The 23,745-nt window shown below is 59.4% G+C and carries 21 protein-coding genes; 16 read left to right on the top strand and 5 right to left on the bottom strand.

Translation table 11 applies throughout. The features are described from left to right. Positions 1-49: 49 nt before the first annotated feature. The 13 genes from CKW14_RS10065 to CKW14_RS10125 all read left to right on the top strand — a co-directional run bounded on the left by CKW14_RS10065 (position 50) and on the right by CKW14_RS10125 (position 13,154). Positions 50-2,410 carry a TonB-dependent receptor gene (locus CKW14_RS10065; RefSeq protein WP_095125253.1) on the top strand — a complete coding sequence of 787 codons (2,361 nt, stop codon included), beginning with the start codon at positions 50-52 and terminating at the stop codon, positions 2,408-2,410. A 23-nt stretch (positions 2,411-2,433) separates the two neighbouring features. After that, positions 2,434-3,777, top strand: a complete 1,344-nt coding sequence (locus CKW14_RS10070) for an aryl-sulfate sulfotransferase (protein WP_095125254.1) — start codon at positions 2,434-2,436, stop codon at positions 3,775-3,777. Positions 3,778-3,966: 189 nt separating this feature from the next. Next, entirely contained in the window at positions 3,967-4,293 is a 327-nt protein-coding gene (locus tag CKW14_RS10075; protein ID WP_034151843.1) for a hypothetical protein, read from the top strand. A gap of 377 nt (positions 4,294-4,670) precedes the next feature. Beyond that, positions 4,671-5,480 (top strand): energy transducer TonB, encoded by an 810-nt coding sequence (locus CKW14_RS10080; RefSeq protein ID WP_095125255.1) that lies wholly within the window; start codon positions 4,671-4,673, stop codon positions 5,478-5,480. A gap of 44 nt (positions 5,481-5,524) precedes the next feature. Further along, positions 5,525-6,250: a MotA/TolQ/ExbB proton channel family protein gene (locus tag CKW14_RS10085; protein WP_093440486.1), complete on the top strand. Its 726-nt coding sequence runs from the start codon at positions 5,525-5,527 to the stop codon at positions 6,248-6,250. Position 6,251: 1 nt separating this feature from the next. Continuing rightward, positions 6,252-6,653 carry a biopolymer transporter ExbD gene (locus CKW14_RS10090; protein WP_095125256.1) on the top strand — a complete coding sequence of 134 codons (402 nt, stop codon included), beginning with the start codon at positions 6,252-6,254 and terminating at the stop codon, positions 6,651-6,653. Positions 6,654-7,009: 356 nt separating this feature from the next. Continuing rightward, the gene (locus CKW14_RS10095; RefSeq protein WP_095047070.1) at positions 7,010-7,591 is read left to right on the top strand and encodes an alpha/beta hydrolase; all 582 of its coding nucleotides are present in this window, start codon (positions 7,010-7,012) and stop codon (positions 7,589-7,591) included. Between the two features lie 53 nt (positions 7,592-7,644). Continuing rightward, positions 7,645-8,577, top strand: a complete 933-nt coding sequence (locus CKW14_RS10100) for a sigma 54-interacting transcriptional regulator (protein ID WP_095047071.1) — start codon at positions 7,645-7,647, stop codon at positions 8,575-8,577. Between the two features lie 166 nt (positions 8,578-8,743). Further along, a complete protein-coding gene (locus CKW14_RS10105; RefSeq protein ID WP_007918708.1) occupies positions 8,744-9,541 on the top strand; it encodes a MetQ/NlpA family ABC transporter substrate-binding protein in 798 nt (265 codons plus the stop codon). Positions 9,542-10,200: 659 nt separating this feature from the next. Beyond that, positions 10,201-10,866 carry an amino acid ABC transporter permease gene (locus CKW14_RS10110; RefSeq protein WP_008083580.1) on the top strand — a complete coding sequence of 222 codons (666 nt, stop codon included), beginning with the start codon at positions 10,201-10,203 and terminating at the stop codon, positions 10,864-10,866. After that, positions 10,847-11,506, top strand: coding sequence for an amino acid ABC transporter permease (locus tag CKW14_RS10115; protein WP_007918714.1), 660 nt, complete (start codon positions 10,847-10,849; stop codon positions 11,504-11,506). The genes CKW14_RS10110 and CKW14_RS10115 overlap by 20 nt, the downstream gene beginning before the upstream one ends. Next, entirely contained in the window at positions 11,503-12,285 is a 783-nt protein-coding gene (locus CKW14_RS10120; RefSeq protein WP_095047074.1) for an amino acid ABC transporter ATP-binding protein, read from the top strand. Before CKW14_RS10115 ends, CKW14_RS10120 begins: the two co-directional genes overlap by 4 nt. Continuing rightward, positions 12,282-13,154 carry a transporter substrate-binding domain-containing protein gene (locus tag CKW14_RS10125; protein WP_095047075.1) on the top strand — a complete coding sequence of 291 codons (873 nt, stop codon included), beginning with the start codon at positions 12,282-12,284 and terminating at the stop codon, positions 13,152-13,154. The genes CKW14_RS10120 and CKW14_RS10125 overlap by 4 nt, the downstream gene beginning before the upstream one ends. Before the next feature lie 378 nt (positions 13,155-13,532). Here CKW14_RS10125 and CKW14_RS10130 read toward each other — a convergent pair whose 3' ends face one another. Then, positions 13,533-14,729 (bottom strand): AAA family ATPase, encoded by a 1,197-nt coding sequence (locus CKW14_RS10130; RefSeq protein ID WP_095125257.1) that lies wholly within the window; start codon positions 14,727-14,729, stop codon positions 13,533-13,535. A 213-nt stretch (positions 14,730-14,942) separates the two neighbouring features. Between CKW14_RS10130 and CKW14_RS10135 the strand changes: the two genes are divergently transcribed. Genes CKW14_RS10135 through CKW14_RS10145 form a run of 3 tightly spaced genes read left to right on the top strand, consistent with a single transcriptional unit; the run spans position 14,943 to position 20,151 of the window. Continuing rightward, positions 14,943-16,046, top strand: coding sequence for an efflux RND transporter periplasmic adaptor subunit (locus tag CKW14_RS10135; protein WP_095125258.1), 1,104 nt, complete (start codon positions 14,943-14,945; stop codon positions 16,044-16,046). Continuing rightward, positions 16,043-17,107 carry an efflux RND transporter periplasmic adaptor subunit gene (locus CKW14_RS10140; protein ID WP_095047077.1) on the top strand — a complete coding sequence of 355 codons (1,065 nt, stop codon included), beginning with the start codon at positions 16,043-16,045 and terminating at the stop codon, positions 17,105-17,107. The genes CKW14_RS10135 and CKW14_RS10140 overlap by 4 nt, the downstream gene beginning before the upstream one ends. Then, entirely contained in the window at positions 17,104-20,151 is a 3,048-nt protein-coding gene (locus CKW14_RS10145) for an efflux RND transporter permease subunit (RefSeq protein WP_095125259.1), read from the top strand. Before CKW14_RS10140 ends, CKW14_RS10145 begins: the two co-directional genes overlap by 4 nt. Before the next feature lie 221 nt (positions 20,152-20,372). Here the strand turns inward: CKW14_RS10145 and CKW14_RS10150 are convergent, their stop codons facing one another. The 4 genes from CKW14_RS10150 to CKW14_RS10165 all read right to left on the bottom strand — a co-directional run bounded on the left by CKW14_RS10150 (position 20,373) and on the right by CKW14_RS10165 (position 23,737). Continuing rightward, complete coding sequence (locus tag CKW14_RS10150) at positions 20,373-20,999, bottom strand: bifunctional 2-polyprenyl-6-hydroxyphenol methylase/3-demethylubiquinol 3-O-methyltransferase UbiG (RefSeq protein ID WP_095047079.1); 627 nt, start codon at positions 20,997-20,999, stop codon at positions 20,373-20,375. 170 nt (positions 21,000-21,169) lie between these two features. Then, the gene (locus CKW14_RS10155; protein ID WP_034151854.1) at positions 21,170-21,814 is read right to left on the bottom strand and encodes a methionine ABC transporter permease; all 645 of its coding nucleotides are present in this window, start codon (positions 21,812-21,814) and stop codon (positions 21,170-21,172) included. Further along, on the bottom strand, positions 21,804-22,925 hold the full coding sequence (locus tag CKW14_RS10160; RefSeq protein WP_095125260.1) for a methionine ABC transporter ATP-binding protein: 1,122 nt from the start codon (positions 22,923-22,925) through the stop codon (positions 21,804-21,806). The genes CKW14_RS10155 and CKW14_RS10160 overlap by 11 nt, the downstream gene beginning before the upstream one ends. A gap of 2 nt (positions 22,926-22,927) precedes the next feature. Then, the gene (locus tag CKW14_RS10165; RefSeq protein ID WP_095125261.1) at positions 22,928-23,737 is read right to left on the bottom strand and encodes a MetQ/NlpA family ABC transporter substrate-binding protein; all 810 of its coding nucleotides are present in this window, start codon (positions 23,735-23,737) and stop codon (positions 22,928-22,930) included. Positions 23,738-23,745: the final 8 nt, after the last annotated feature.

A 23,745-nucleotide genomic window follows, 5' to 3' on the forward strand; every position in this document is an offset into this window, starting at 1 on the left:
ATATGCAGCGCTAAAGATGTCTGTGTGTTTTTTGACCAGGAGCCGCGCCATGAGTCCGTTGAACCTTGCGTCACCCCTAACGCCACGACGGCTCAAACGCCTGCCTCTGGCCCTGTTGCTGGCAGGGAGCGCGAGCTGGACTCACGGTTACGCCGCCGACTCCGAAACCCCGGCGCCGGTGCCGGCCGGCAAGCCTGCCGCCAACAGTTCGCAACTGGAAACCGTGACCGTCACCACCCGCCGCCGCGAAGAAAGTTCGCAAGATGTACCGACGCCGATGAGCGTGGTCAGTGGGCAGAATCTGGAGACGCAGCGGGTCTACCGGATTCAGGATTTGCAGCAACTGGTGCCCAGCGTCAACGTCGCCTACATGCACGCACGGCAGTCCAGCGTATCGATCCGCGGCCTCGGTAATAACCCGGCCAGCGATGGCCTGGAAGGCAGCGTTGGCCTGTACATCGACAACGTCTATCTGGGCCGCCCGGGGATGGCGGTGTTTGACCTGATGGATATCGAACAGCTCGAAGTCTTGCGTGGGCCGCAGGGCACGTTGTTCGGCAAAAACACCACCGCCGGGGTGATCAACATCAGCACCCGCGCGCCAACCTTCACCCCTGAGCGCAGCATCGAAACCTCGGTCGGCGAGGACGGTTATTTCCAGACCAAGGGCACCATTTCCGGCCCGCTCAACGATCAACTGGCCGGGCGTTTTTCGGCCTATCGCACGCGCAGCGACGGTGACATCAAAAACGAATACGACGGCCATGATCTCAACGGCGGCTCGCGCGAGGGCTTCCGCGCGCAACTGCTGTTCAAGCCCAATGAAGATTTCAATCTGCGCTGGATCGGTGACTACAACGAGGAGGATTCCAGCGCCGGCACCCGCGTGCTCTACAACACCGGGCCGACCATCAATGGCGTCAATCTCTATCAGTCGCGCGCCAACGCGGCCGGCGCAACATTGGTCAACGGCTCACACCGCAAGGTCAATCTGGACAACGACCAGCACGTTACCGTGCATCAGGGTGGCACGTCGGTGGAAGCCAACTGGACGCTTCCGAGCGACTTCACGCTGACTTCGATCAGCTCCTATCGCTTCTGGAATTTCACTCCGCGCAACGACGATGGCCTCAACGTGCCGGCGAGTTACAACGCCGGGGTGTCGGTGGAGGACAAACAGTACTCGCAGGAATTTCGCCTGGCCTCGCCCAAGGGCGAGTTCTTCGATTACGTCGTCGGCGCTTACTACTTCGGTTCGGATCTGGACAATAAATCCTTCGCCTATTACGGCCCGCAAGCCGACATCTGGAACGGCACCGCGCGCGGTGCGCTGGCCAACGTCACCAGCATTGGCAACGGCCATATCAAGACCGACAGCTTTGCGCTGTTCGCTCAAGGCACCTGGCACCTCACCGAACGGCTGGATTTCACTGCCGGGGTGCGTGGCACTTATGAAGAGAAATCCGCTTGGGTCACGCGCGATGCGCCGATTGGTGGCGCTGCCGTAACGGGCGCTGCGGCCACGGCGCGACGCGGTCGTGCCGGCGCTTACGATTCCGGCGACTTGAATCAGTACAGCTCCAGTCCCTCCGGGCTGCTCAATCTCAGCTACCGGATCACCGACGATGTGCTCGGCTACGCCACGTTATCCCACGGCGAGAAATCCGGCGGGGTCAACCTCGCCGTCGGTTCCGCTCCGGTAGCGGGTGCCGATTCGCTGCTGATCGGCACCGAACGCGCGAACAACGCCGAACTTGGCTTCAAGAGCACGCTGTGGGACCACCGTCTGCAACTCAACGCCAACGTCTTCTGGACGCAGGTCAACGCTTACCAGACCAACGCCTACGACGCGGAAAACCGCGTGCAATACCTGACCAACGCCGGCTCCGTGCGTTCGCGCGGCGTCGAGTTCGAAAGCACGGTGATCCCGCTGCGCGGCCTGACCCTGAACATCAACGGCTCCTACAACGACGTCAGCTACCTCTCGTACAAGGATGCCCCGTGCCCGCCGGAAGTCAGCCAGGCGCCGGGTGCTCCAGCGTCTTGCGACCTCAGCGGCCATCAAGTGGTCGGCGCCTCGAAATGGATCGGCAACGCCAACGGCGAATACAAATGGAATCTGGATAACGGCTTCGAACCTTACGTCACCGCGAGCTACGCGTTTCGCTCGAAAGCCGTCGGTACCGTCGAGGATTCCGACTACGGACAGATCCCGAGTTACGCCGTGGTCAATTTTTCCACCGGTCTGCGCGGCGACTTCAACCAAGGCCAGTGGGACGTGTCGCTGTGGTTGAAAAACGCCTTCGACAAAACCTACTACACGACCCTGTGGACGGGCGGCAACGGCGGCTATGAAGGCCTGCTCGGCACACCGCGCACCCTCGGCGTCACCGGTCGCTACGACTTCTGATTCGTCACTCAAGGAGCTGCATCATGTTGCGTATCAAAACGGCTTTGCCGGTGTTGCTGTCCGGCGCAGTGCTCAGTGCCGGCGCCTTCGCCGCACCAAGTGTTTACCCGACCGGCGTGACCCGTTATGACCCGAACAAGGCCTTCAATCAGTACGTGATTTTCAGCGGCGCGGACAAACAGACGCACCTGATCGACATGAACGGCAACGAGGTGAAAACCTGGCCACAGGCAGGTTTTCCGTCGGCGATCATCGACCCAAAACTGGTTGGCGGTGAGCGCGGCCATGTGCTGCTGCAATTGAGTGAAAAGGATCCCGGCAAACTCGGTTCGGCCGGCAACGGGCTGGACAATCAGAGCGTTGGCGAGCTGGACTGGAATGGCAAAGTCATCTGGCAATGGGGCGACAAGGCGCCCGGTGGCGCCGCGCAACAGCACCATGATCAGCGCCGTTTGAGCAACGGCAACACCGTGGTGCTGGCGAACAAGGTGCACAAGGTCAAAGGCTTCAAAGTGCCCGAGGTGATCGATGATGCGATCTATGAAGTCAGCCCCGACGGTGCGGTGAAATGGCAGTGGCTGGCCTCGGAGCATCTCAATGAATTCGGCTTCACCGCCGAGCAGTTGAAGCTGGTGCGCGCCAGTGAAAATCCGGACTACCTGCATATCAACAACCTCAGCCTGGTCGGGCCGAACAAGTGGTTCGATTCCGGTGACAAGCGCTTCAATCCGGACAACCTGTTGATCGATTCACGCAATGCCAACTTCATCGCGATCATCGATAAAAACAGCGGCAAAGTGGTCTGGCGTCTTGGCCCGAATTTGCCGCTGATCAACCCGAAAACCGCGCAGAAATTGCCGCGTCCGGTGGATCAGTTTGTCGGTCAGCATGATGCGCACATCATTCCGGCAGGATTGCCTGGCGCAGGTAACGTGCTGGTGTTCGATAACCAGGGATCGGCGGGTTATCCGAACGTCACCCTCGGGCTGATTTCCGGCTCGCGGGTATTGGAAATCGACCCGGTGAAAAGCGAGATCGTCTGGCAGTACAGCGCGGCCAATTCGAAGCAACCGGGGTGGGCGTTCTACAGCTCGTTTATCAGCAGCGCGCGGCGCTTGCCCAACGGCAATACGTTAATCGATGAAGGCATGAACGGGCGGTTTTTCCAAGTGACGGCCAACGGTGAGAACGTCTGGGAATACGTCAGCCCCTATCTCGGCAAGGCGCCGGGCAGCGACGCGATCAGCAACTGGGTGTATCGGGCACTGCCTGTGAGTTATGACTGGGTGCCAACGGGTACGCCACGCTCCGAGACGGCGGTTAATGCCCCGGTTGTCGGTGTGCAGCAAACCAATGCCAGCCGTTAGTTGAATTGGAATTAATGCTCGATCGAACGGCGATAAGTTATGAGCGGGTTGAATAGTGCTTATTGCAATTTCGTTAGTAGCTCGCGTGGACAATAATTGAATGTGCAACCATTCTGACTGTCGTGAGTTTCCAGGAGGAAACTTGCTCTCATCGGAAGACACTTATCCAACGATAAAGGAAATCTCGTTATGTCGAGCATTAATGGCAATTATGTAAACGCTAACGCTGGCGCCAAACTGACGATTACCGATGGCAACGATTCCAACGGCACCTTCAGCGGTAAATTCAGTCAGAACGGCGTGAATTACGACATTGCTTACGGGCACTACCATTTCCAGAACAGCACCGGGCAGCCTACGATCATCACGTTCACGGCTCTGAATGACGGCACTGGTTATCAGTCCTGGACATTGTTCTCGCCGGATCACAATTATTCAAAAGTTCGTGCGGTTGGTTCGCGCACAAACTTTGATGGTGATGTTGTTGGCGTGGCAGGGGAGTTCGTCAAGCAATAAAAGCTGATTGAACAAAAAGGCCGGCGCACGAAAGTGCCCGGCCTTTTTTTGTTTTTAGAAAATAATAATCAACTATCTACTTGGTATTAGTCGTCCTGCAAAACCGGGTCAGGTGAATTTGATGCGTTGCATGAATACTTTTAATGCCTGAAAAGCATGCATTTTTTCATGCATCGCTGCAGCCCGCGTAGCACGCGGCTTTGGCGGAATTGATCATTTTTCATATTCCATAAAGGCCTATGCATAACGTTAAAGATTACTTTCGGAGATAAGCGCCAAGCCCAATGATTCATCCATCGATTCGCCGTGGGGGATTCAACAAACGGTTGATCGGCAGTTTTTGTAGAGAACGCAAAAAGACCGCAGGGAGTGAATCAATGGGCAATGTCCAGACCGCCGCCAGCGCAGAGGAATTGCTGTGGCGTCAGACGCCGGGTGGCGAGTTGGTCGATCTCGGCCGGCCGCATCGTGTGCCGTTGGGACAGCTGCGTTTGCAGCGTGCGCCCAAAGGTATTTTGAGTCGGCGCGAAATCCTTCTGCTCGGCGTGCTCGCATTGGTGGTGCATGGCGCGGTGATCTACTGGATCAGCCAGAAGCCGACGCCGGTGCTGCCGATCGTGCCGCCGGAAATTCCGCCGATGACTATCGAATTCTCGCGCCCGGCACCACCAGCACCACCGGTTGTCGAGCCGCCCCCACCTGCGCCTGTGGTTGAGCCACCGCCGCCGGTAGAAGACGAACTGGCGGTAAAACCACCGCCGCCAAAACCCGTTCCGAAACCCAAACCGGTGATTAAACAGGCCCCCAAGCCAGCGCCGAAAGCCGTCGAGCAACCACCCGCGCCGCCACAACCGGCAGCCCCGGTTGCAGCGCCAGCGCCACCTGCTCCCCCCGCGCCGGCACCGGTAACCCCGGCCTCAGCGAACGCCGCATACCTGAAAAACCCGGCACCGGAATACCCGTCGCTGGCTCAGCGTCGCGGTTGGGAAGGCACGGTGTTGCTGCGTGTGCATGTGTTGGCCAGCGGCAAACCGGGTGAGATCCAGATAGCCAAAAGCAGTGGCCGGCAACAGCTCGACGACGCGGCGCTGAACGCCGTCAAACGTTGGAGTTTCGTCCCGGCCAAGCAGGGTGATGTCGCCCAGGACGGCTGGGTCAGCGTGCCCATCGATTTCAAGATTCATTAAACCGAAACCAAATTCGCGCGAAACGTTTACACGAGGGAATCATCATGACGTTACTGGCATCTCCACTGGAATCCATCGAAAGCGCGGTGATCTGGCTGCTGGTGGTTTTTTCCGTCGCTACCTGGGGCCTGGCACTGCTCAAGGCTGTGCAGTTCGGGCGGCTGAAGGCGCAGGATCGGCGTTTTCATAAGCGTTTCTGGGCGGCGTCGAGTCTCGATTCAGCCGCTGAATTGAGCGAGACCCAACCCGGCGCTGCAGCGCGGGTGGCACAGGCCGGTTACGCGGCGATTCAGGTGGGCGAGACGCCACAGGCGAATGATTTGAGCCAGGCGATCAACCACCAGGATCGCCTCGAGCGCGCATTGCGTCAGCAGATCGTTCGCGAACGCCGTTCGCTGGAAACGGGCCTGGCGGTGGTCGCGAGTATTGGCAGTACGTCGCCGTTCATTGGTTTGTTCGGCACGGTGTGGGGAATCATGGAAGCGTTGAAAGGCATCAGCGCCGCAGGTTCGGCGAGCCTGGAAACGGTCGCCGGGCCAATCGGTGCGGCACTGGTCGCCACGGGTGTGGGGATCGCCGTCGCGGTGCCGGCGGTGCTGGTTTACAACTACTTTTTGCGTCGGTTGAAACTGACGGCGGCGGATCTGGATGACTTCGCCCACGACTTCTACAGCCTGGCGCAGAAGAGTGCGTTCCGCGTGTTGATCCACCCGACGGCGCACAAGGTCGCAACGCCGGGCAACGCAGCAAAAGTGAAGGAGGCGTCCTGATATGGCCTTCTCCACGCAAGACAGTGATGAGGTACTCAGCGAGATCAACGTGACCCCGCTGGTGGACGTGATGCTGGTGCTGCTGGTGGTGTTTATCGTCACAGCGCCGCTGCTGACCAACGCGATTCCGATCAACCTGCCGAAGACCGAAGCGGTGGCGCCGGTCGAGCAGAAGGACCCGCTGGTGGTGAGCATCGATGGCGCCGGCAAGCTGTTTATCAACAAGGACGAGATTCAGCCTGACATGCTCGAATTCAACCTCAAGTCGGCCAAGGCCAAGGACCCGGAAGTGCGCGTGCAATTGCAGGCCGATGACGGGGTGAACTACGGCGAAGTGGCGCGGGCGATGGCTTCGATTGAACGGGCGGGGATTACCAAGTTGTCGGTGATTACCGCGCGGTAACAGGATTTACGTTTTTCCGGGGCCGTCTCCTTGGCAGGGTGCGGCCCTTTTTTTATTTCTGGCATTAAAAGCAGAACCCTCTCCCAGAGGGAGAGGGGACTGACCGAGGTGATTGTTCGAGGTACGCCGACCTGAGATTTCGAGCCGAACTCAAGATTTGAACGGCATGAAGATCGGCTCCCTTTCCCCCTCGCCCCCCGTGGGGGAGAGGGCTGGGGTGAGGGGGAAAAGATTTCCAGCCATGCACACATCTCATATTCAATTCAGGTCTTAATAAATAGCTTCTTATTCCTTAACGAATATAAATCCCCTCCCTATACTCGTCCAGGAACAGACACGACGCAGGAGAGCTCCCCATGCGCAACGAATCAATCCGCTACCTGATTGTGCCGGGCTGGCAAGGATCGCCAGAAGATCATTGGCAAAGCCACTGGCAGAACAGCCTGCCGAACAGCGCGCGGGTCGAGCAGGCCGACTGGCTGACGCCGCGTCGTGAAGACTGGGTGGCGGCACTGGCCGAGGCGATTGCCGCTGACAGCACGCCTGTCATTCTTATCGCCCACAGCCTCGGCTGCATCACCGTTGCCCATTGGGCAGCCACTGCGCCTCTGCAATACCTGCGTCAGGTGCGTGGCGCCTTGTTGGTCGCGCCGGCAGATGTCGAGCGTCCGGCGTGTGCACCGGCGCTGCGCAATTTCGCGCCGATTCCGACTGATCTGCTGCCGTTTCCGAGCCAGGTCGTCAGCTCCGACAACGACGCCGCCGTGAGTGCGCCGCGCGCACTGGAGCTGGCGCGCAACTGGGGTGCCGAGGCGGGAATTCTCGCCGGTGCCGGACACATCAACGTCAAGTCCGGGCATCAGCGTTGGGAGCAGGGTTTTGCTTATCTCTATCGCCTGCAAAACCGTATGGAACACCACGCCCGCCGCCGCGCCTGACCTTTTTTCTTTCAACGCCCCCGTCTGCCGGCGGTTTTGGGCGGGAGCCTGCCATGAGTTTCGAAACCTTCGGTCAGCCGTTGCTGACCTTTCCCGATGCGGAAAAAAGCCCCCTGAGCATTCGCGCCAAGGCGCTGGTGTTCGTCGATCCGCGCTCGCGTCAACTGCGTGAGGAGCTAGAGCAACTGGCGCCGCGCTCGACTTCGGTATTGATCCGTGGCGAGACCGGTACGGGTAAAGAACTGCTCGCCCGGCACATCCATCGCGCCAGTGACCGCAGCGGTCTGTTCGTTTCGGTCAATTGCGGGGCGATCAGCCCGACCTACGCTGATGCCGAGCTGTTCGGCTACGCTGCCGGCAGTTACAGCGGCTCGGCCAGCAGCCGTGCAGGCTGGTTCGGTTCGGCCAACGGCGGCACCTTGTATCTGGATGAAATCGGCGATCTGCCGCTGCCGATTCAAATCAAATTGCTCGCTGCCCTGGAGAATCACGAAGTCACCCGTGTCGGTGCGCATCAGCCGAGTCCGGTGGATGTGCGGCTGGTCGCGGCCACCAGCATCGATCTGGCGCAAGCGGTGGACGCCGGGAAATTCCACGAGCGCCTTTATCACTACCTCAGCGAGGGCCACCTCGAATTGCCGGCGTTACGTGCGCGTACCGGCGATATCCTGTCGTTGGCCGAGTATTTCCTCGGTATCTACAGCCAGCGTCTCGACCTTCCCGTGCCGCTGATCAGCGAAGCGGCGCAGCACGTGCTCGAACAACACAGTTGGCCGGGCAACACCCGCGAGCTGGAAAACGTCATTCATTTTGCGTTGCTGGTGAGCACGGGCGACGAGATTCTTCCGGAGCACCTGAATCTGCCCGAAGCGTCTGGGCCGCAGCTTCAGATCGAACGGCTGGTTGCACAAATCAACATCGGCGGCAGCGTCGCCGAGCGTAAGGCATTGAAAGATTTGCTGATTCGTTTGAGTGAGGGGTTGTAACCGTTTCGTTCAACATGAACAAAATGGAATATGAAGCTGAATAAACGTTATTGTCCGGGAATAAAAAATCCCGGTATTGTCCGCCCCACGCCAGCGATATCACTTCACTGGCACACGTATTAATGCCGTCGTCGATGACGACCGTGATTTTCGATAAGGACACTGCATGAAAAAGGTTCTGTTGTTTACCGCATTGGCGGCTGCTTTGACTGCTTCCCTGGCCAATGCTGGCGAAAAACTGGTGGTTGCCGCGACCCCGGTTCCGCACGCTGAAATCCTTGAGCTGATTAAACCGACCTTGGCCAAAGAAGGCGTGGATCTGGAAATCAAAGTGTTCACCGACTACGTTCAGCCGAACGTACAGGTTGGCGAGAAGCGTCTGGACGCCAACTACTTCCAAACCCTGCCGTACCTGAACAGCTTCAACCAGGGCAAATACAAGGACGACAAGTCCAAGTACCTGGTGACCGTGCAGGGCGTGCACGTTGAACCGTTCGGTGGTTACTCGAGCAAGTACAAGACCCTGGCTGAACTGCCGGACGGCGCCACCATCGCCATCCCGAACGAAGGTAGCAACAGCGGCCGCGCACTGATCCTGCTGCAGAAGGCTGGCCTGATCGAGCTGAAAGACCCGAAGAACGCTCTGGCAACGCCAAAAGACATCGCCAAGAACCCGCACAACTTCAAGTTCAAGGAACTGGAGTCGGCCCTGCTGCCACGCGTTCTGAAAGAAGTTGATCTGGACATGATCAACACCAACTACGCGCTGGAAGCCAAGTTGAACCCGCAGAAAGATGCGCTGGTGATTGAAGGTGCTGATTCGCCGTACGTGAACTTCCTGGTGGCCCGTGAGGACAACAAGAACAGCGACGCGATCCAGAAACTGGCCAAAGCCCTGACCAGCCCGGAAGTCAAAGCGTTCATCGAGAAGAAGTACAACGGCGCGGTACTGCCGGCGTTCTGATCTGACGCTTGAACCACCCCCTTCAAGGTGTGAAAACGCCGATGGCCAGTGATGGGCATCGGCGTTTTTGTGTGTGCGTTGAAAAGCCCCTCACCCTAGCCCTCCCGAAACGTCGGACCGCCCAGAGGGAGAAGGGACTGATTGGGGGATGCTGTGGAAGTACGCCGACGTGAACGATCTCTGCCGAATCCATAATCGACTCGGTCTTTCAGGTCGATGTATGACGCCAGACACCTCGGTCAGCCCCCTCTCCCTCCGGGAGAGGGCTGGGGTGAGGGGCTTTTGATTTACGCTGTGGCCTTCAACGCCCGCCTCAACGCCACCAACAATTTCAAAATTTCCTGCGGATCCAGTCGCTGCGGCACTTTTACGTCCATGTTTTCTTCCTTGTTATGGGTTTGGCCGAGGGAGTCTGGCCAAAAGCTGTTCGTCCTTGGAGGGCTTTCGTGAAAAAAAGATCCGTCCTACAGCGCAAAGAAAAATAGCCTTCTTATTCCTTCCCGGCAAACCCACAAGATAGTTTTTTGGGTGATATCAATATGCTTTAACGGTATTTAAATTCTTGTTTTTATACCTATAAAGTCGGTGCTTGCCGGACAGCCACCCGCTGCCCATGGACTGCACCACCGTCGCTTACCGAGCGGCGTCCAGGACGTTTCATGACCTTCGATTACGCATTTATCCTCAGCACCCTGCCGGCGTTTCTCAAAGCCGTGGGCGTGACGCTGCAGGTCGGTTTTATCGCCATAGGCACCTCGTTGCTGGTGGCGCTGCTCAACGCGACGATTCTGGTGTTCCGTACGCCGTATCTGCAAAAACTGGTCGGGCTGTATGTGGAACTGGCGCGCAACACGCCGCTGTTGATCCAGTTGTTTTTCGTCTACTTCGCCTTGCCGGCCGTGGGGATCCAGGTTTCCGGTTTCACCGCCGCGATCATCACCATGACCTTCCTCGGCGGCGCTTACCTCACCGAAGTACTGCGTGCCGGCGTCGATGCGGTGCCGCAAGCGCAACTGGAATCGGGGCGTTCCATCGGCCTGTCCCACGGCCAGTTGCTGCGCTACGTGATCCTGCCGCAAGCGGGGATTCTCAGCCTGCCGTCGCTGTTCGCCAATTTCATTTTCCTGCTCAAGGAAACCACTGTGGTTTCGGCGGTGGCGGTGCCGGAAATTCTCTACACCACCAAGAGCTACATTGCGCTCTATTACAAAACCTACGAAATGCTCGCCGTGCTGACGCTGATCTGCGTGCTGTTGTTCTTGCCGCTGTCGTTGCTGCTCAGCCGTCTGGAAAGGAGGCTCCAGCATGGCCAGTTCGGGTCTTGAGCTGCTCTGGGTGTCGTTGCCGCAATTGGCCAAAGGCGCCGGACAAACCTTGTCGATATCTTTTCTGAGCATCGCCATCAGCACTGTCGGCGGCGTGCTTTACGGCGTGTTGCGCACGCTTAACGTGACATGGCTGAACGCGATTTTGCGCGTGTATCTGGAACTGTTCCGGGCGATCCCGGTGCTGGTCTGGTTGTATCTGTTGTTCTTCGGTCTGCCGATTTTCTTCGGCCTGAGTATTCCCAGCTTTTGGTGCGCGGTGCTGGTGCTGTCGCTGTGGGGCGCCAGCGAGGTCGGCGAGGTGGCGCGCGGCGCATTGCATTCTCTGCCGCGCGGGCAGCGTGAAGCGGGGCTGTCGATCGGCCTAAACGCCGCACAACTTTATGGCTACGTACTGCTGCCGCAAGCGTTGAAGCGCATGACGCCGCCGACCATCAACGTCTATACGCGGATCATCAAGACCAGCTCATTGGCGGTACTGATCGGTGTGGTCGATGTGATCAAGGTCGGCCAGCAGATCATCGAGCGCACTTACGAATCGGTGCTGATCTACGGCGCGCTGTTCCTGTTTTTCTTTTTTATCTGCTACCCGCTCTCGGCCGCTTCGCGCGTGCTGGAGCGGCGCTGGACGCAAGCATGAGCGCATTGATCGAGTTTCACGGTTTCAACAAATTCTACGGCGAGCAGCAGGTGCTCAACGGCATCGACCTGCAAGTGCAGAGTGGCGAAGTGATCGTCATCCTCGGCCCCAGCGGTTGCGGCAAAAGCACCTTGCTGCGTTGCCTCAATGGTCTGGAGGAAGCCCACAGCGGCAGCCTGAAATTTGTCGGCCGCGAGCTGCTGGACAAGTCCACCGACTGGCGCGAGATCCGCCAGCAGATCGGCATGGTGTTCCAGAGTTATCACCTGTTCCCGCACATGAGTGTGCTCGACAATTTGCTGCTCGGTCCGCTGAAGGTGCAAAAACGTCAGCGCCGCGAAGCGCAGCAGCAAGCCGAAGCGCTGCTCGAACGCGTTGGCCTGGCGGACAAGCGCGATGCCTTCCCGCGTCAGCTCTCTGGCGGCCAGCAGCAACGCATCGCCATCGTCCGCTCGCTGTGCATGAACCCACGGGTGATGCTCTTCGACGAAGTCACCGCCGCCCTCGACCCGGAAATGGTCAAGGAAGTTTTGCAGGTCATTCAGGGCCTGGCCCGCGAAGGCATGACCCTGTTGATCGTCACCCATGAAATGGCCTTCGCTCGCGCGGTGGCCGATCGCATCGTGTTCATGGATGCCGGGCGCATCCTTGAACAGAACCCGCCCGAGATTTTCTTTACGAACCCGCAAACCGCACGCGCGCAGCAGTTTCTGGAGAAGTTCTCCTTCGTGGCAACACTGCCAAAAACGAATCCGACAAAGGAACTGGAACTGTTATGAAAACTGCCGCTTTTTTACTGCCCCTACTGAGCCTCGCCTTACTTGCCGGTTGCAGCAAGACCGAAGAACCACCAAAGCCGAAAGTCGCCAGCGAAAGCACCGCGCCGGCCGGTTACCTGGAGAAGATCAAGGCTCGCGACAAGTTGATTGTCGGTGTCTTCACCGATAAACCACCATTCGGTTTTGTCGACGAAGCGGGGCGCTACGTCGGTTTCGATACCGACATCGGCCGCCGTTTCGCCAAGGATCTGCTTGGCGATGAAAACAAGGTCGAGTTCGTCGCCGTCGAGCCGGCGAGTCGCATCCCTTTCCTGCAAAGCGACAAGGTCGACCTGATCCTCGCCAACATGACTGTGACCCCGGAGCGTAAGGAAGCGGTGGAGTTTACTAACCCGAATCTCAAGGTCGCGGTGCAGGCGCTGGTGCCGCAAAGCAGCGCGGTGAAAAACCTCGATGATCTGGCGACCCGCACTACCATCGTCACTACGGGCACGACTGCTGATATCTGGCTGACCAAGAATCACCCGGACTGGAAATTGCTCAAGTTCGAGAAAAACTCCGAGTCGCTGCAAGCTCTGGCCAATGGTCGTGGCGATGCGTACGCACAGGACAATCTGGTGTTGTTCAGCTGGGCCAAGCAGAACCCGGGCTATCGCGTGCTGGATGAAAAACTTGGCGCCGAAGCACCGATTGCGCCAGCGGTGAAGAAGGGCAATATCGAGCTGCGTGACTGGGTGAATACCGAGCTGACCAAGCTGGGTGAGGAGAAGTATCTGCTCAAGCTGTACGACCAATATGTGCGTAAAGAGCTGAGTGATGACACCAAACCTGAGAGCGTGATTGTCGAGGGTGGCAAGTGGCAGGGGTGATTGCCTGTCAGGTCGGTGGTGAGGCTTGCCCCTCACCCCAGCCCTCTCCCGGAGGGAGAGGGGGCCGACCGAGGTGTCTTGCATCAGACATCGACCTGACAAACCGAGTCGATTATGGATTCACAGACGCATTTCGCGTCGGCGTCACTTCGATTTTGGATTCACAGATGCATTTTCACGTCGGCGCCACTCTTGAGCATCCCCCAATCAGTACCTCACCCCAGCTTACTCCCGGTGGGAGAGGGAGCCGATCTCTGGGCTTTTCAAAACCTGCGTTCAACTCGAGACTTTCATGTCGGCGTAACTCGAAAGAACAACTCGGTCAGTCCCCTCTCCCTTTGGGAGAGGGTTAGGGTGAGGGGCTTTTGCCTGAATCACTCAATCCGGCCAGTTCCACGCCGGCTCATCCAGCACCCGCTGGCCGACAATCCCGGTCTGCCCCAGGGTTTTCTCCAGCACGATGCAATTGCAACCCGGGTCTTCCTGCAACGCCGAAATCAACCGCCGCGCATGCGACACCACCCACACCTGACACTGCTCCGAGGCACGGATAATCAACCGCGCCAACGCTGGCAGCAGATCCGGGTGCAGGCTGGTCTCCGGTTCGTTCAGCACCATCAGCGACGGCGGCCTCGGCGTCAGTAGCGCCGCAACCAACAGCAAATAACGCAACGTGCCGTCCGACAGCTCCGCCGCCGATAACGGCCGCAACAAACCTTCCTGATAAAACTCGATGGCAAAACGTCCACCGGCCTGCGCTTCGATATGCACCCGCGCGCCAGGAAACGCATCGGTAATCGCCGCACGCATCGCATCGCCATCACCAATCTCGATGATGGTCTGCAACGCCGCCGCCAGATCACGGCCGTCGTGATGCAGCACTGGCGTGCGCGTACCCAATTGCGGCTGGCGCACCGGTGCATCGGCATCGCTGCGAAAGTGATCGTAAAAGCGCCAGCGGCGAATGAACTCGCGCATCTGAAACACTTCCGGCGAGCTGCGCAGGCTGCCGACCTGATCGAAGAGGCTGTCGAAGTTCGGCGTGTGTTGCGCCAGTACATCCCATTGGCGCTCGGCGCGTGCGCGGATCATCGGCCCGTCACGATCCACCAACAGGCTAGCCGGACGGTAAAGGGCGCCGGCCCAGATGCATTCGCGCTTGATCTGCGGGTCGAGGCTGAAGCGCGAGGGGATCGGCCGCGAATGTTCGGGCAACATGAAGTGCCCGTTAGAGTCGGGCAGCCCGAGGCTGATCGAATAACTGAAGTCTTCTCCGGCAAACCCCAAGCGCAATCGTTTAACGCCTTGGCGTACCGTCGACTGGATCGGCACTTCGCCGTTACGCATGCGCCGGCTGATGGTTTCCGGCCCGGCCCAGAAGGTCGACTCCAGTCCGCCTTCACGGGCCAGTGCATTAACCACCCCGCCCTGAGCGGTTTCCGCCAGCAGGCGCAAGGCCCGGTAGAGGTTGGACTTGCCGCTGCCGTTGGGGCCGGTGATCAGGTTCAGACGACCCAGCGGAATTACCAGTTTATTGATCGAGCGATAGTTGGCCACCGCGAGAGTGTTGAGCATGGAATTTCTTCTCTTGAGACGCCGATTGTAGGGGCTGCCGAAGGCTCGGGCCGCGTTCGGACGATCTTTTGATGTTGATCTTTAAAAGCAAAGATCGCAGCCTGCGGCAGCTCCTACAGGGAAATGTTGTGATCGCGCAGGCGAAGGCGGAACCCTGTTCTAAGCTCACAGTCGTATCGTCACTTGCACGTTCGTACACAGGAAGGAGTCTGCATGGCGAGTCCCGGTTTGAAAACAGCGGTCATGCTGAGTCTGCTCACTTTGCTGACCGCCTGCGGCGAGAAAAAAGCCCCTGAGGAATACCTGCCCAGGGTCTTTGTACAGGAAGTCAAACCCACGGATTACGCCGCTGCGGTGACATTGACCGGTGACGTGCAGGCGCGCGTGCAGACCGAGCTGTCGTTCCGCGTCGGCGGCAAGATCATCCAGCGTATGGTTGATGTCGGCGACCGGGTCACCGCCAAACAAGTGCTGGCCAAGCTCGACCCCAAGGATTTGCAGACCAACGTCGATTCGGCCCAGGCCCAAGTCGTCGCTGAACAAGCCCGGGTGAAACAAAGTGCGGCCGCCTTCGTGCGCCAGCAAAAACTGCTGCCCAAGGGCTACACCAGCCAGAGCGAATACGATTCCGCCCAAGCCGCGTTGCGCAGCAGCCAGAGCGCCTTGAGCGCGGCGCAGGCGCAATTGGCCAACGCTAAAGATCAGCTCAGCTACACCGCACTGATCGCCGAGGCCCCGGGCGTGATCACTGAGCGTCAGGCCGAAGTCGGCCAGGTGGTACAGGCCACGGCACCGATTTTTTCGTTGGCCCGCGATGGCGACCGTGACGCGGTGTTCAATGTCTACGAATCACTGCTGGCCGAGCGCCCTGCGGATCCCTCGATCGTCGTCAGTCTGCTCGATAACCCTGCCATCAAAACCACCGGCACGGTGCGTGAAATCACCCCGGCGGTGTCGGCGCAGTCCGGCACGGTGCAAGTCAAAGTCAGCCTCGACAGCCTGCCACAAGGGATGCAGCTGGGCTCGGTGGTCAGCGCCACCGCCAAGGGCAGCGGCAAGTCGGCAGTCGAATTGCCATGGTCGGCGCTGACTAAAAACATCAGTGATCCGGCGGTGTGGATGGTCGACGATAAAGGTGAAGCGCAGTTGCACAACGTGACCGTCGGCCGCTACCTGATCGGCAAGGTCATCATCAGCGAAGGCCTCAAGGGCGGGGAGAAAGTCATTGTCGCCGGAGGACAGTTACTGCATCCCGGCATGAAAGTCGAAATCGCTGAAAACACCTACAAGGATCTGCAACCGGGAGCACAGCCATGAAGCGTCTGGGGCTGTTATCCGTGGGTGTGTTGCTGGCGGCCTGCTCGAAAAGCGAGCCACCTCCGGAGCCGGTACGTCCGGTGCTATCGGTCAAAGTTCAAGCGTTGAGCGAGGAAAGCCTCGGGCGTTTCGCCGGCAGCATCCAGGCGCGTTATGAAAGCAACACCGGTTTCCGCGTTGGTGGCCGCATCGCCAGCCGCAACGTCGATGTCGGAACCGAAGTGCAAAAGGGCACGCTGCTCGCCACCCTCGATCCGTCTGATCAGCAGAACCAATTGCGTTCGGCCCAGGGCGACCTGGCCAGAGTTCAGGCGCAACTGATCAATGCCCAGGCCAATGCCCGCCGTCAGCAGGCGCTGTTTGATCGTGGCGTAGGGGCGCAGGCACAACTGGACATCGCCACCACAGACTTGAAAACCACCCAGGCCTCGCTGGACCAGGCACGGGCGGCGGTCAATCAAAGCAAGGACCAGCTCGGCTATACCGAACTGCGTTCCGACCATAAAGCCGTGGTCACCGCGTGGAACGCCGAAGCTGGGCAAGTGGTGACGGCGGGCCAGCAGGTCGTGACTCTGGCGCAACCGGACATCAAGGAAGCGGTGATCGATCTGCCCGACACCCTGGTCGATCAGATTCCTTCCGACGTGGTGTTTCTGGTGGCCGGGCAACTCGACCCGAGCATCAACACCACGGCAACCCTTCGCGAGATCGAACCGCAGGCGCAAAGCGCCACGCGTACTCGTCGGGCACGCCTGACTCTGGCCGAGACACCGGACGGTTTCCGCCTCGGCACGGCGATCAGCGTGACCCTCAGTTCGGCGATCAAACCGCGCATCGAATTGCCGGCTACCGCTTTGCAGGAGGTCGACGGCAAACTACGGATCTGGGTCATCGACACTCAGAGCAAAACCGTCAGCCCCCGCGACGTCAGCGTGATCAGCCGCACCGACAGCAGCGTAGTGCTCGCGGGCGGCGTGAAGAACGGCGAGCGCGTGGTCAGCGCCGGCGTCAACAGCCTCAAACCCGGACAATCGGTAAAACTTGACGAGGACAGTCAATGAAAGGCTCTTTCAACCTCTCCGAATGGGCCCTCAAGCATCAGTCATTCGTCTGGTACCTGATGTTCGTCGCGTTGCTGATGGGCGTGTTCTCGTACTTCAATCTGGGCCGCGAAGAAGATCCGTCGTTCACCATCAAGACCATGGTGATCCAGACCAAATGGCCGGGCGCGACCCAGGAAGAAACCCTCGCGCAGGTCACCGACCGCATCGAGAAAAAACTCGAAGAACTCGACTCCCTCGACTACGTGAAAAGTTACACGCGCCCCGGCGAATCGACGGTGTACGTGTACCTGCGCGACACCACCAGCGCCAAGGACATCCCGGAAATCTGGTACCAGGTGCGCAAGAAGATCGACGACATTCGCGGGCAGTTCCCCAAAGGTATTCAAGGGCCCGGGTTCAACGACGAGTTCGGTGATGTGTTCGGCTCGGTCTACGCCTTCACCGCCGACGGCCTGACCATGCGCCAGTTGCGCGATTACGTAGAACAGGCGCGGGCCGAGATCCGCAATGTACCGGGGCTGGGCAAGATCGAAATGATCGGCCAGCAGGACGAAGTGATTTATCTGAACTTCTCTACTCGCAAACTGGCGGCGTTGGGTATCGATCAGCGTCAGGTTGTGCAGAGTCTGCAATCGCAGAACGCCGTGACCCCGGCCGGTGTGATCGAGGCCGGCCCTGAGCGGATTTCCGTGCGCACCTCGGGGCAGTTCGCCTCGGAGAAAGATCTGGCCGAGGTCAATCTCAAGCTCAACGACCGTTTCTATCGATTGGCTGACATCGCCGACATCACTCGCGGTTACACCGATCCGGCTACCCCGGAATTCCGCTTCGACGGCAAACCGGCCATCGGTCTGGCGATTGCCATGCAGAAGGGCGGCAACGTTCAGGAGTTCGGCAAGGCGTTGCACCAACGCATCGATGAACTGACCGCAGACTTGCCGGTTGGCGTGGGTGTGCACACCGTGTCCGATCAGGCGGTGGTGGTGGAAGAAGCGGTCGGTGGCTTTACCAGTGCCCTGTTCGAAGCGGTGATCATCGTGCTGGTGGTCAGCTTCATCAGCCTCGGCGTACGCGCCGGCCTGGTGGTGGCGTGCTCGATTCCGCTGGTGCTGGCGATGGTGTTTGTATTCATGGAATACAGTGGCATCACCATGCAGCGGATTTCGCTCGGTGCCTTGATCATCGCCCTCGGTCTGTTGGTGGACGACGCGATGATCACCGTGGAGATGATGGTCACGCGCCTGGAAATGGGCGAGAGCAAGGAGGAGGCAGCGACGTTCGCCTACACCTCGACGGCGTTCCCGATGCTCACCGGGACGCTGGTGACGGTCGCCGGTTTCGTGCCCATCGGCCTCAACGCCAGTTCCGCCGGTGAGTACACCTACACGCTGTTTGCGGTGATTGCTGTGGCGATGCTGGTTTCGTGGGTGGTGGCGGTGTTCTTCGCTCCGGTGATCGGCGTGCACATTCTCAGCGCCAACGTGAAACCCCATGAAGCCGAGCCGGGCCGCGTCGGGCGTGCGTTCAATGGCGGTCTATTGTGGGCGATGCGCAATCGCTGGTGGGCCATCGGCATTACCGTGCTGCTGTTCGTGCTGGCAGTGTTTTGCATGCGCTTTGTGCAGAACCAGTTCTTCCCTTCCTCGGACCGGCCGGAAATTCTCGTCGACCTGAACCTGCCGCAAAACGCCTCGATTGACGAAACCCGCAAAGCCGTCGACAAGTTGGAAGAAACCCTCAAAGGCGACGCGGACATTGTGCGTTGGAGCACCTACATCGGTCAGGGCGCGATCCGTTTCTACCTGCCGCTCGACCAGCAATTGCAAAACCCGTACTACGCACAACTGGTGATCGTCAGCAAAGACTTCGAAGCCCGCGAGGCCCTGAGTCAACGCCTGCGTGAGCGCTTGCACAAAGACTTCGTCGGCATCGGCAGTTACGTCCAGGCGCTGGAAATGGGCCCGCCGGTGGGGCGTCCGATCCAGTACCGGGTCAGTGGCAAGGACATCGATCAGGTGCGCAAGCACGCCATCGACCTGGCCACCGAACTGGACAAGAACCCGCACATCGGCGAGATCATTTACGACTGGAACGAGCCGGGCAAAGTTCTGCGCATCGACATCGCCCAGGACAAGGCGCGGCAACTCGGGTTGTCCTCCGAAGACGTGGCGAACCTGATGAACAGCATCGTCAGCGGCGCGCCTCTGACCCAGGTCAACGACGACATCTACCTGATCAATGTGGTCGGCCGGGCGGTGAATTCGGAGCGCGGTACGCCGGAAACCCTGCAGAATCTGCAGATCGTTACGCCCAACGGCACGTCGATCCCGCTGCTGGCGTTCGCCACCGTGCGTTATGAACTGGAGCAGCCGCTGGTGTGGCGTCGTGACCGCTTGCCGACCATCACCATCAAGGCCTCGGTGCGCGACGAGATCCAGCCGACCGATTTGGTGAAACTGCTCAAGCCGTCGATTGATGCCTTCGCTGACAAACTGCCAGTGGGCTACAAGGTCGCCACCGGCGGTACGGTCGAGGAAAGCGGCAAGGCCCAAGGGCCGATTGCCAAGGTTTTGCCGTTGATGCTGTTTTTGATGGCGACCTTCCTGATGATCCAGTTGCACAGCGTGCAGAAGATGTTCCTCGTCGCCAGTGTCGCGCCGCTGGGGCTGATCGGCGTAGTGCTGGCGCTGGTGCCGACCGGCACGCCGATGGGCTTCGTGGCGATCCTGGGGATTCTCGCGCTGATCGGCATCATCATCCGTAACTCGGTGATCCTCGTGACGCAGATCGATGAGTTCGAGCAGAAAGGCTATGCGCCGTGGGATGCGGTGGTGGAAGCGACCGAGCACCGGCGCCGGCCGATCCTGTTGACCGCGGCAGCGGCGAGCATGGGCATGATCCCGATTGCCCGGGAAGTGTTCTGGGGACCGATGGCTTACGCAATGATTGGCGGGATTGTGGTGGCGACGTTGCTGACGCTGCTGTTCCTGCCGGCGCTGTATGTGGCCTGGTACAAGATTCGCGAACCGAAGAAGGATTGAGTCAACAGCGCCCCTCACCCTAACCCTCCCGAAACGTCGGACCGCCCAAAGGGAGAGGGGACTGACGTAGGTGTCTGACGCTATCCATCGACCTGAAGGATCGGGTCGATTATGGGTTCAGCTAAGTTAGATCCGGTCGGCGTACTGCTTAAATATCCCCCAATCGGCTCCCTCTCCCTCCGGGAGAGGGCTGGGGGTGAGGGGCTTTTCTCTGACTCGACTCAAGCCTTACGCCAAACGCTGGCCAACCAAGGCTGCTGCTCACGCGGCAGCCCGGCCGGCCGATAGTAATGCTCAAGCTCGACAAACCCTGCCGCCGTCAGCAACCCTTGCCACGCCTCAAGATCGTGATACGAGCCATAGCGCGGCCCGTTCCAGCCCTCACGGTTATCCCCGCGTGGATTCGAGCTGAACAGCACGCCACCGGGCTTCAGGGCGCCATGCAATTGCTTGAGCACCCGCGACAACTCCTGCAGCGGCACATGAAACAGCACCGCATTGGCGAAGATCCCGTCGAAGCGTTCGGCCGGCAGATCCAGCTTCAGAAAGTCCTGTTGCAGCACCTCGCAGCCACTGTCCTCACGGGCCATTCGCGCAAACTCTTGCGAACCGTCGAGACCCACAGCGACATGCCCCATGCGCGTAAACGTTTGCAGATCCCGCCCTGGGCCGCAGCCAAAATCCAGAATCGTGAATGGCGCCGTGCCCTGAATATGCCGCAGCAACGCATCAATGTTCTGGCTGACATCGTGATCGCGGGTGCCTTCACGGAAGTCTTCGGCCACTGAGTTGTAATGGCCGAGGGTGGTCGCGGTGATCTGTTCGAGATCGGTGGGGGTCTGCTTCATGGTCGGGATACGCGGGCAATTGGGATTTGCCGAATATACGCCATCGGGTTCGGGGCTGCTGCGCAGCCATTCGCGAGCAGGCTCGCTCCCACAGGGAAACACATTCCAAATGTGGGAGCGAGCCTGCTCGCGAAAGCGGGTTCAGAGGCGCGGCATGATTCCGGATGAGCTCAGCGCTTGTTCAACCCCCGCGCCAAGCGATCCCCACCCAACTGAATCACCGCGACCAACGCCACCAGCAACACAATCACCGTCAACATGATCTGGCTGTCAAAGCGCTGATAGCCGTAGCGATAAGCGATATCCCCCAAGCCACCGGCACCAATCGCCCCGGCCATGGCCGAGGAGTTGATCATCGTCACTAGCGTAATCGTGAAACCGCCGACAATCCCCGGCAGCGCCTCGGGCAACAGCACATGCCAGACAATGTGCCAACGTCGGCAACCCATCGCCTGCGCGGCTTCGATCAAACCATGATCGACCTCACGCAGGCTCACTTCGGCAATCCGCGCAAAGAACGGCGTCGCCGCAATCGTCAGCGGCACCACGGCCGCCCAGACACCGTAGGTGGTGCCGACAATCAACCGGGTAAACGGAATCAGCGCGACCATCAGAATCAGAAACGGGATCGAGCGGAACAGGTTCACGAACGCGCCCAAGGCACGGTTCAACACCGGCGCTTCATAGATGCCGCCCTTGTCGCTGGTGACCAGGATCACCGCCATGGGAATCCCCACCAGCAAGGCGATCAGCGACGACACGCCGACCATCAGAAACGTGTCGATAAAACCCTGCAACAAGCGATCAAACCACATAACCCAGTACCTCCACCCGTTGCGCCCAAGGCGTGGCGCGCTCGCGCAGTTGCTCGGCGCTGAACGAAGAGCCGCTCACCGCCAGCAATAGTTGCCCCAGCGCATGCCCCTGTATCCGTTCGACGCCGCCCTGAAGCAGCTTCACCCGGCCACCCAATGCAGCGAACAGTGCCGCCAGATCCGGCTCGTCACTGGCGCTGCCGGTGAACTGCAAACGCAGCACCACAGCGGCGTCGGAGGAGGGCGCTTGAGCTTGCAAGCGGCTCTGCAACTCCTCCGGCAACGCGTGTTGCAGCGGCGCGAGCAAGGTCTGGCTGACCTCATGCTGTGGATTGCCGAACACTTCCCAGACCGGGCCTTGCTCGACAACTCGCCCGTGTTCAAGCACGACAACGCGGGCGCAGATTTCGCGGATCACTGCCATCTCATGGGTAATCAATACGATGGTCAGGCCCAGGCGTTGGTTGATCTCACGCAGCAAGCCGAGGATCGACTGCGTGGTTTCCGGATCAAGGGCCGAAGTCGCTTCGTCGCAGAGCAAAATATCCGGGTCGTGCACCAGCGCACGGGCGATGCCGACGCGTTGTTTCTGCCCACCGGAAAGCTGCGCCGGATAAGCCTTGTGCTTGCTTTGCAGACCGACCAGTTCGAGCAATTCACGGACTTTTTTGTCGCGCTGCTCTTTTGCTACGCCCGCGACTTTCAGCGGCAATTCGACGTTCTGCCAAACGGTCTTGGCCGACATCAGATTGAAGTGCTGAAAAATCATGCCGATGCGCCGGCGAAGGGCGACCAGACGGTCTTCATCGAACTCGCCGATGTCGACCTGATCGATCAGAACGCGCCCGGACGTCGGCTGTTCCAAACGATTGATCGTCCGAATCAGCGACGACTTGCCGGCACCGCTGCGGCCGATGATGCCGAACACTTCACCGCGCTGAATCGCCAGATCGATGCCTTGCAACGCGGCGACCGGGCCCTGCCGGCCGTTGTAGGTTTTGCCCAGGCCGATGAAGCGTACGTGGGCGCGATTCAGTTCAGGGTGCAGCTCGGTTTTTTCAGCATGGTGTGGCTCTGGAATCTCCAGTCGCCGTTGGATCGCGGCCGTCATGCTCAGCTTTCCCAACCGGCTTGATACAGCTTGCCGTGGGCCTTATCCAGCGCCGCGCGAACAACCGGCGAATGCTGGTAAATGTCGACGAATTTGATCAGGCGCGGGTCGGTTTTGCTTTTCGGCTGGATGACGAACTGGATCACGTATTCCTTGTGGTCGAGACCGTCGAACAGCAGCGCCGAACCGGCATCGAAAGTCTTCGCCAGACGAATGTAGGCCGGGTAGCCCTGGACCAGATCGGCGTCGTCATAGGCGCGTACCAATTGCACGGCTTCGACTTGGAGGATTTTGATTTTCTTCGGGTTGGCGACGATATCGTCTTCAGTAGCCTTGTAGCCGACGCCCGGCTTCAGCGTGATCAAACCGGCCTTGGCCAGCAATTGCAAACCACGCCCGCTGTTGATCGGGTCGTTGGCGATGGCGACGCTGGCGCCTTCGGGCAACTCATCAAAGCTTTTGTATTTTTTCGAATAGAGACCGACGTTGTTGATGATCCCCGGTGCGAACGGCACCAGATCAAAACCCGAGGCGGCTTTGGCGTTTTCGAGGAACGGAATGTGCTGGAAGTAGTTCACGTCGATGTCGCCGGCGGCGAGGCTGACGTTGGGTGCGATCCAGTCAGTGAACTCCACCAGCTCGACGTTCAGGCCTTGTCTGGAGGCTTCTTCCACGGCGGCTTCGAGCGGAATGGCGAAGGCGGCGGTGGTGCCGATTTTCAATGGGGCGTCGGCGGCGAAAATGGCCGAGCTGAACAGGCCGAGGGCCAGGGCCAGTGCTTTGACTGGGTGGGACAGGCGTTTCTTGGTCATGATGGTTT

The sequence above is a fragment of the Pseudomonas sp. Irchel s3a12 genome, from assembly GCF_900187485.1.
GTDB lineage: Bacteria > Pseudomonadota > Gammaproteobacteria > Pseudomonadales > Pseudomonadaceae > Aquipseudomonas > Aquipseudomonas neuropathica.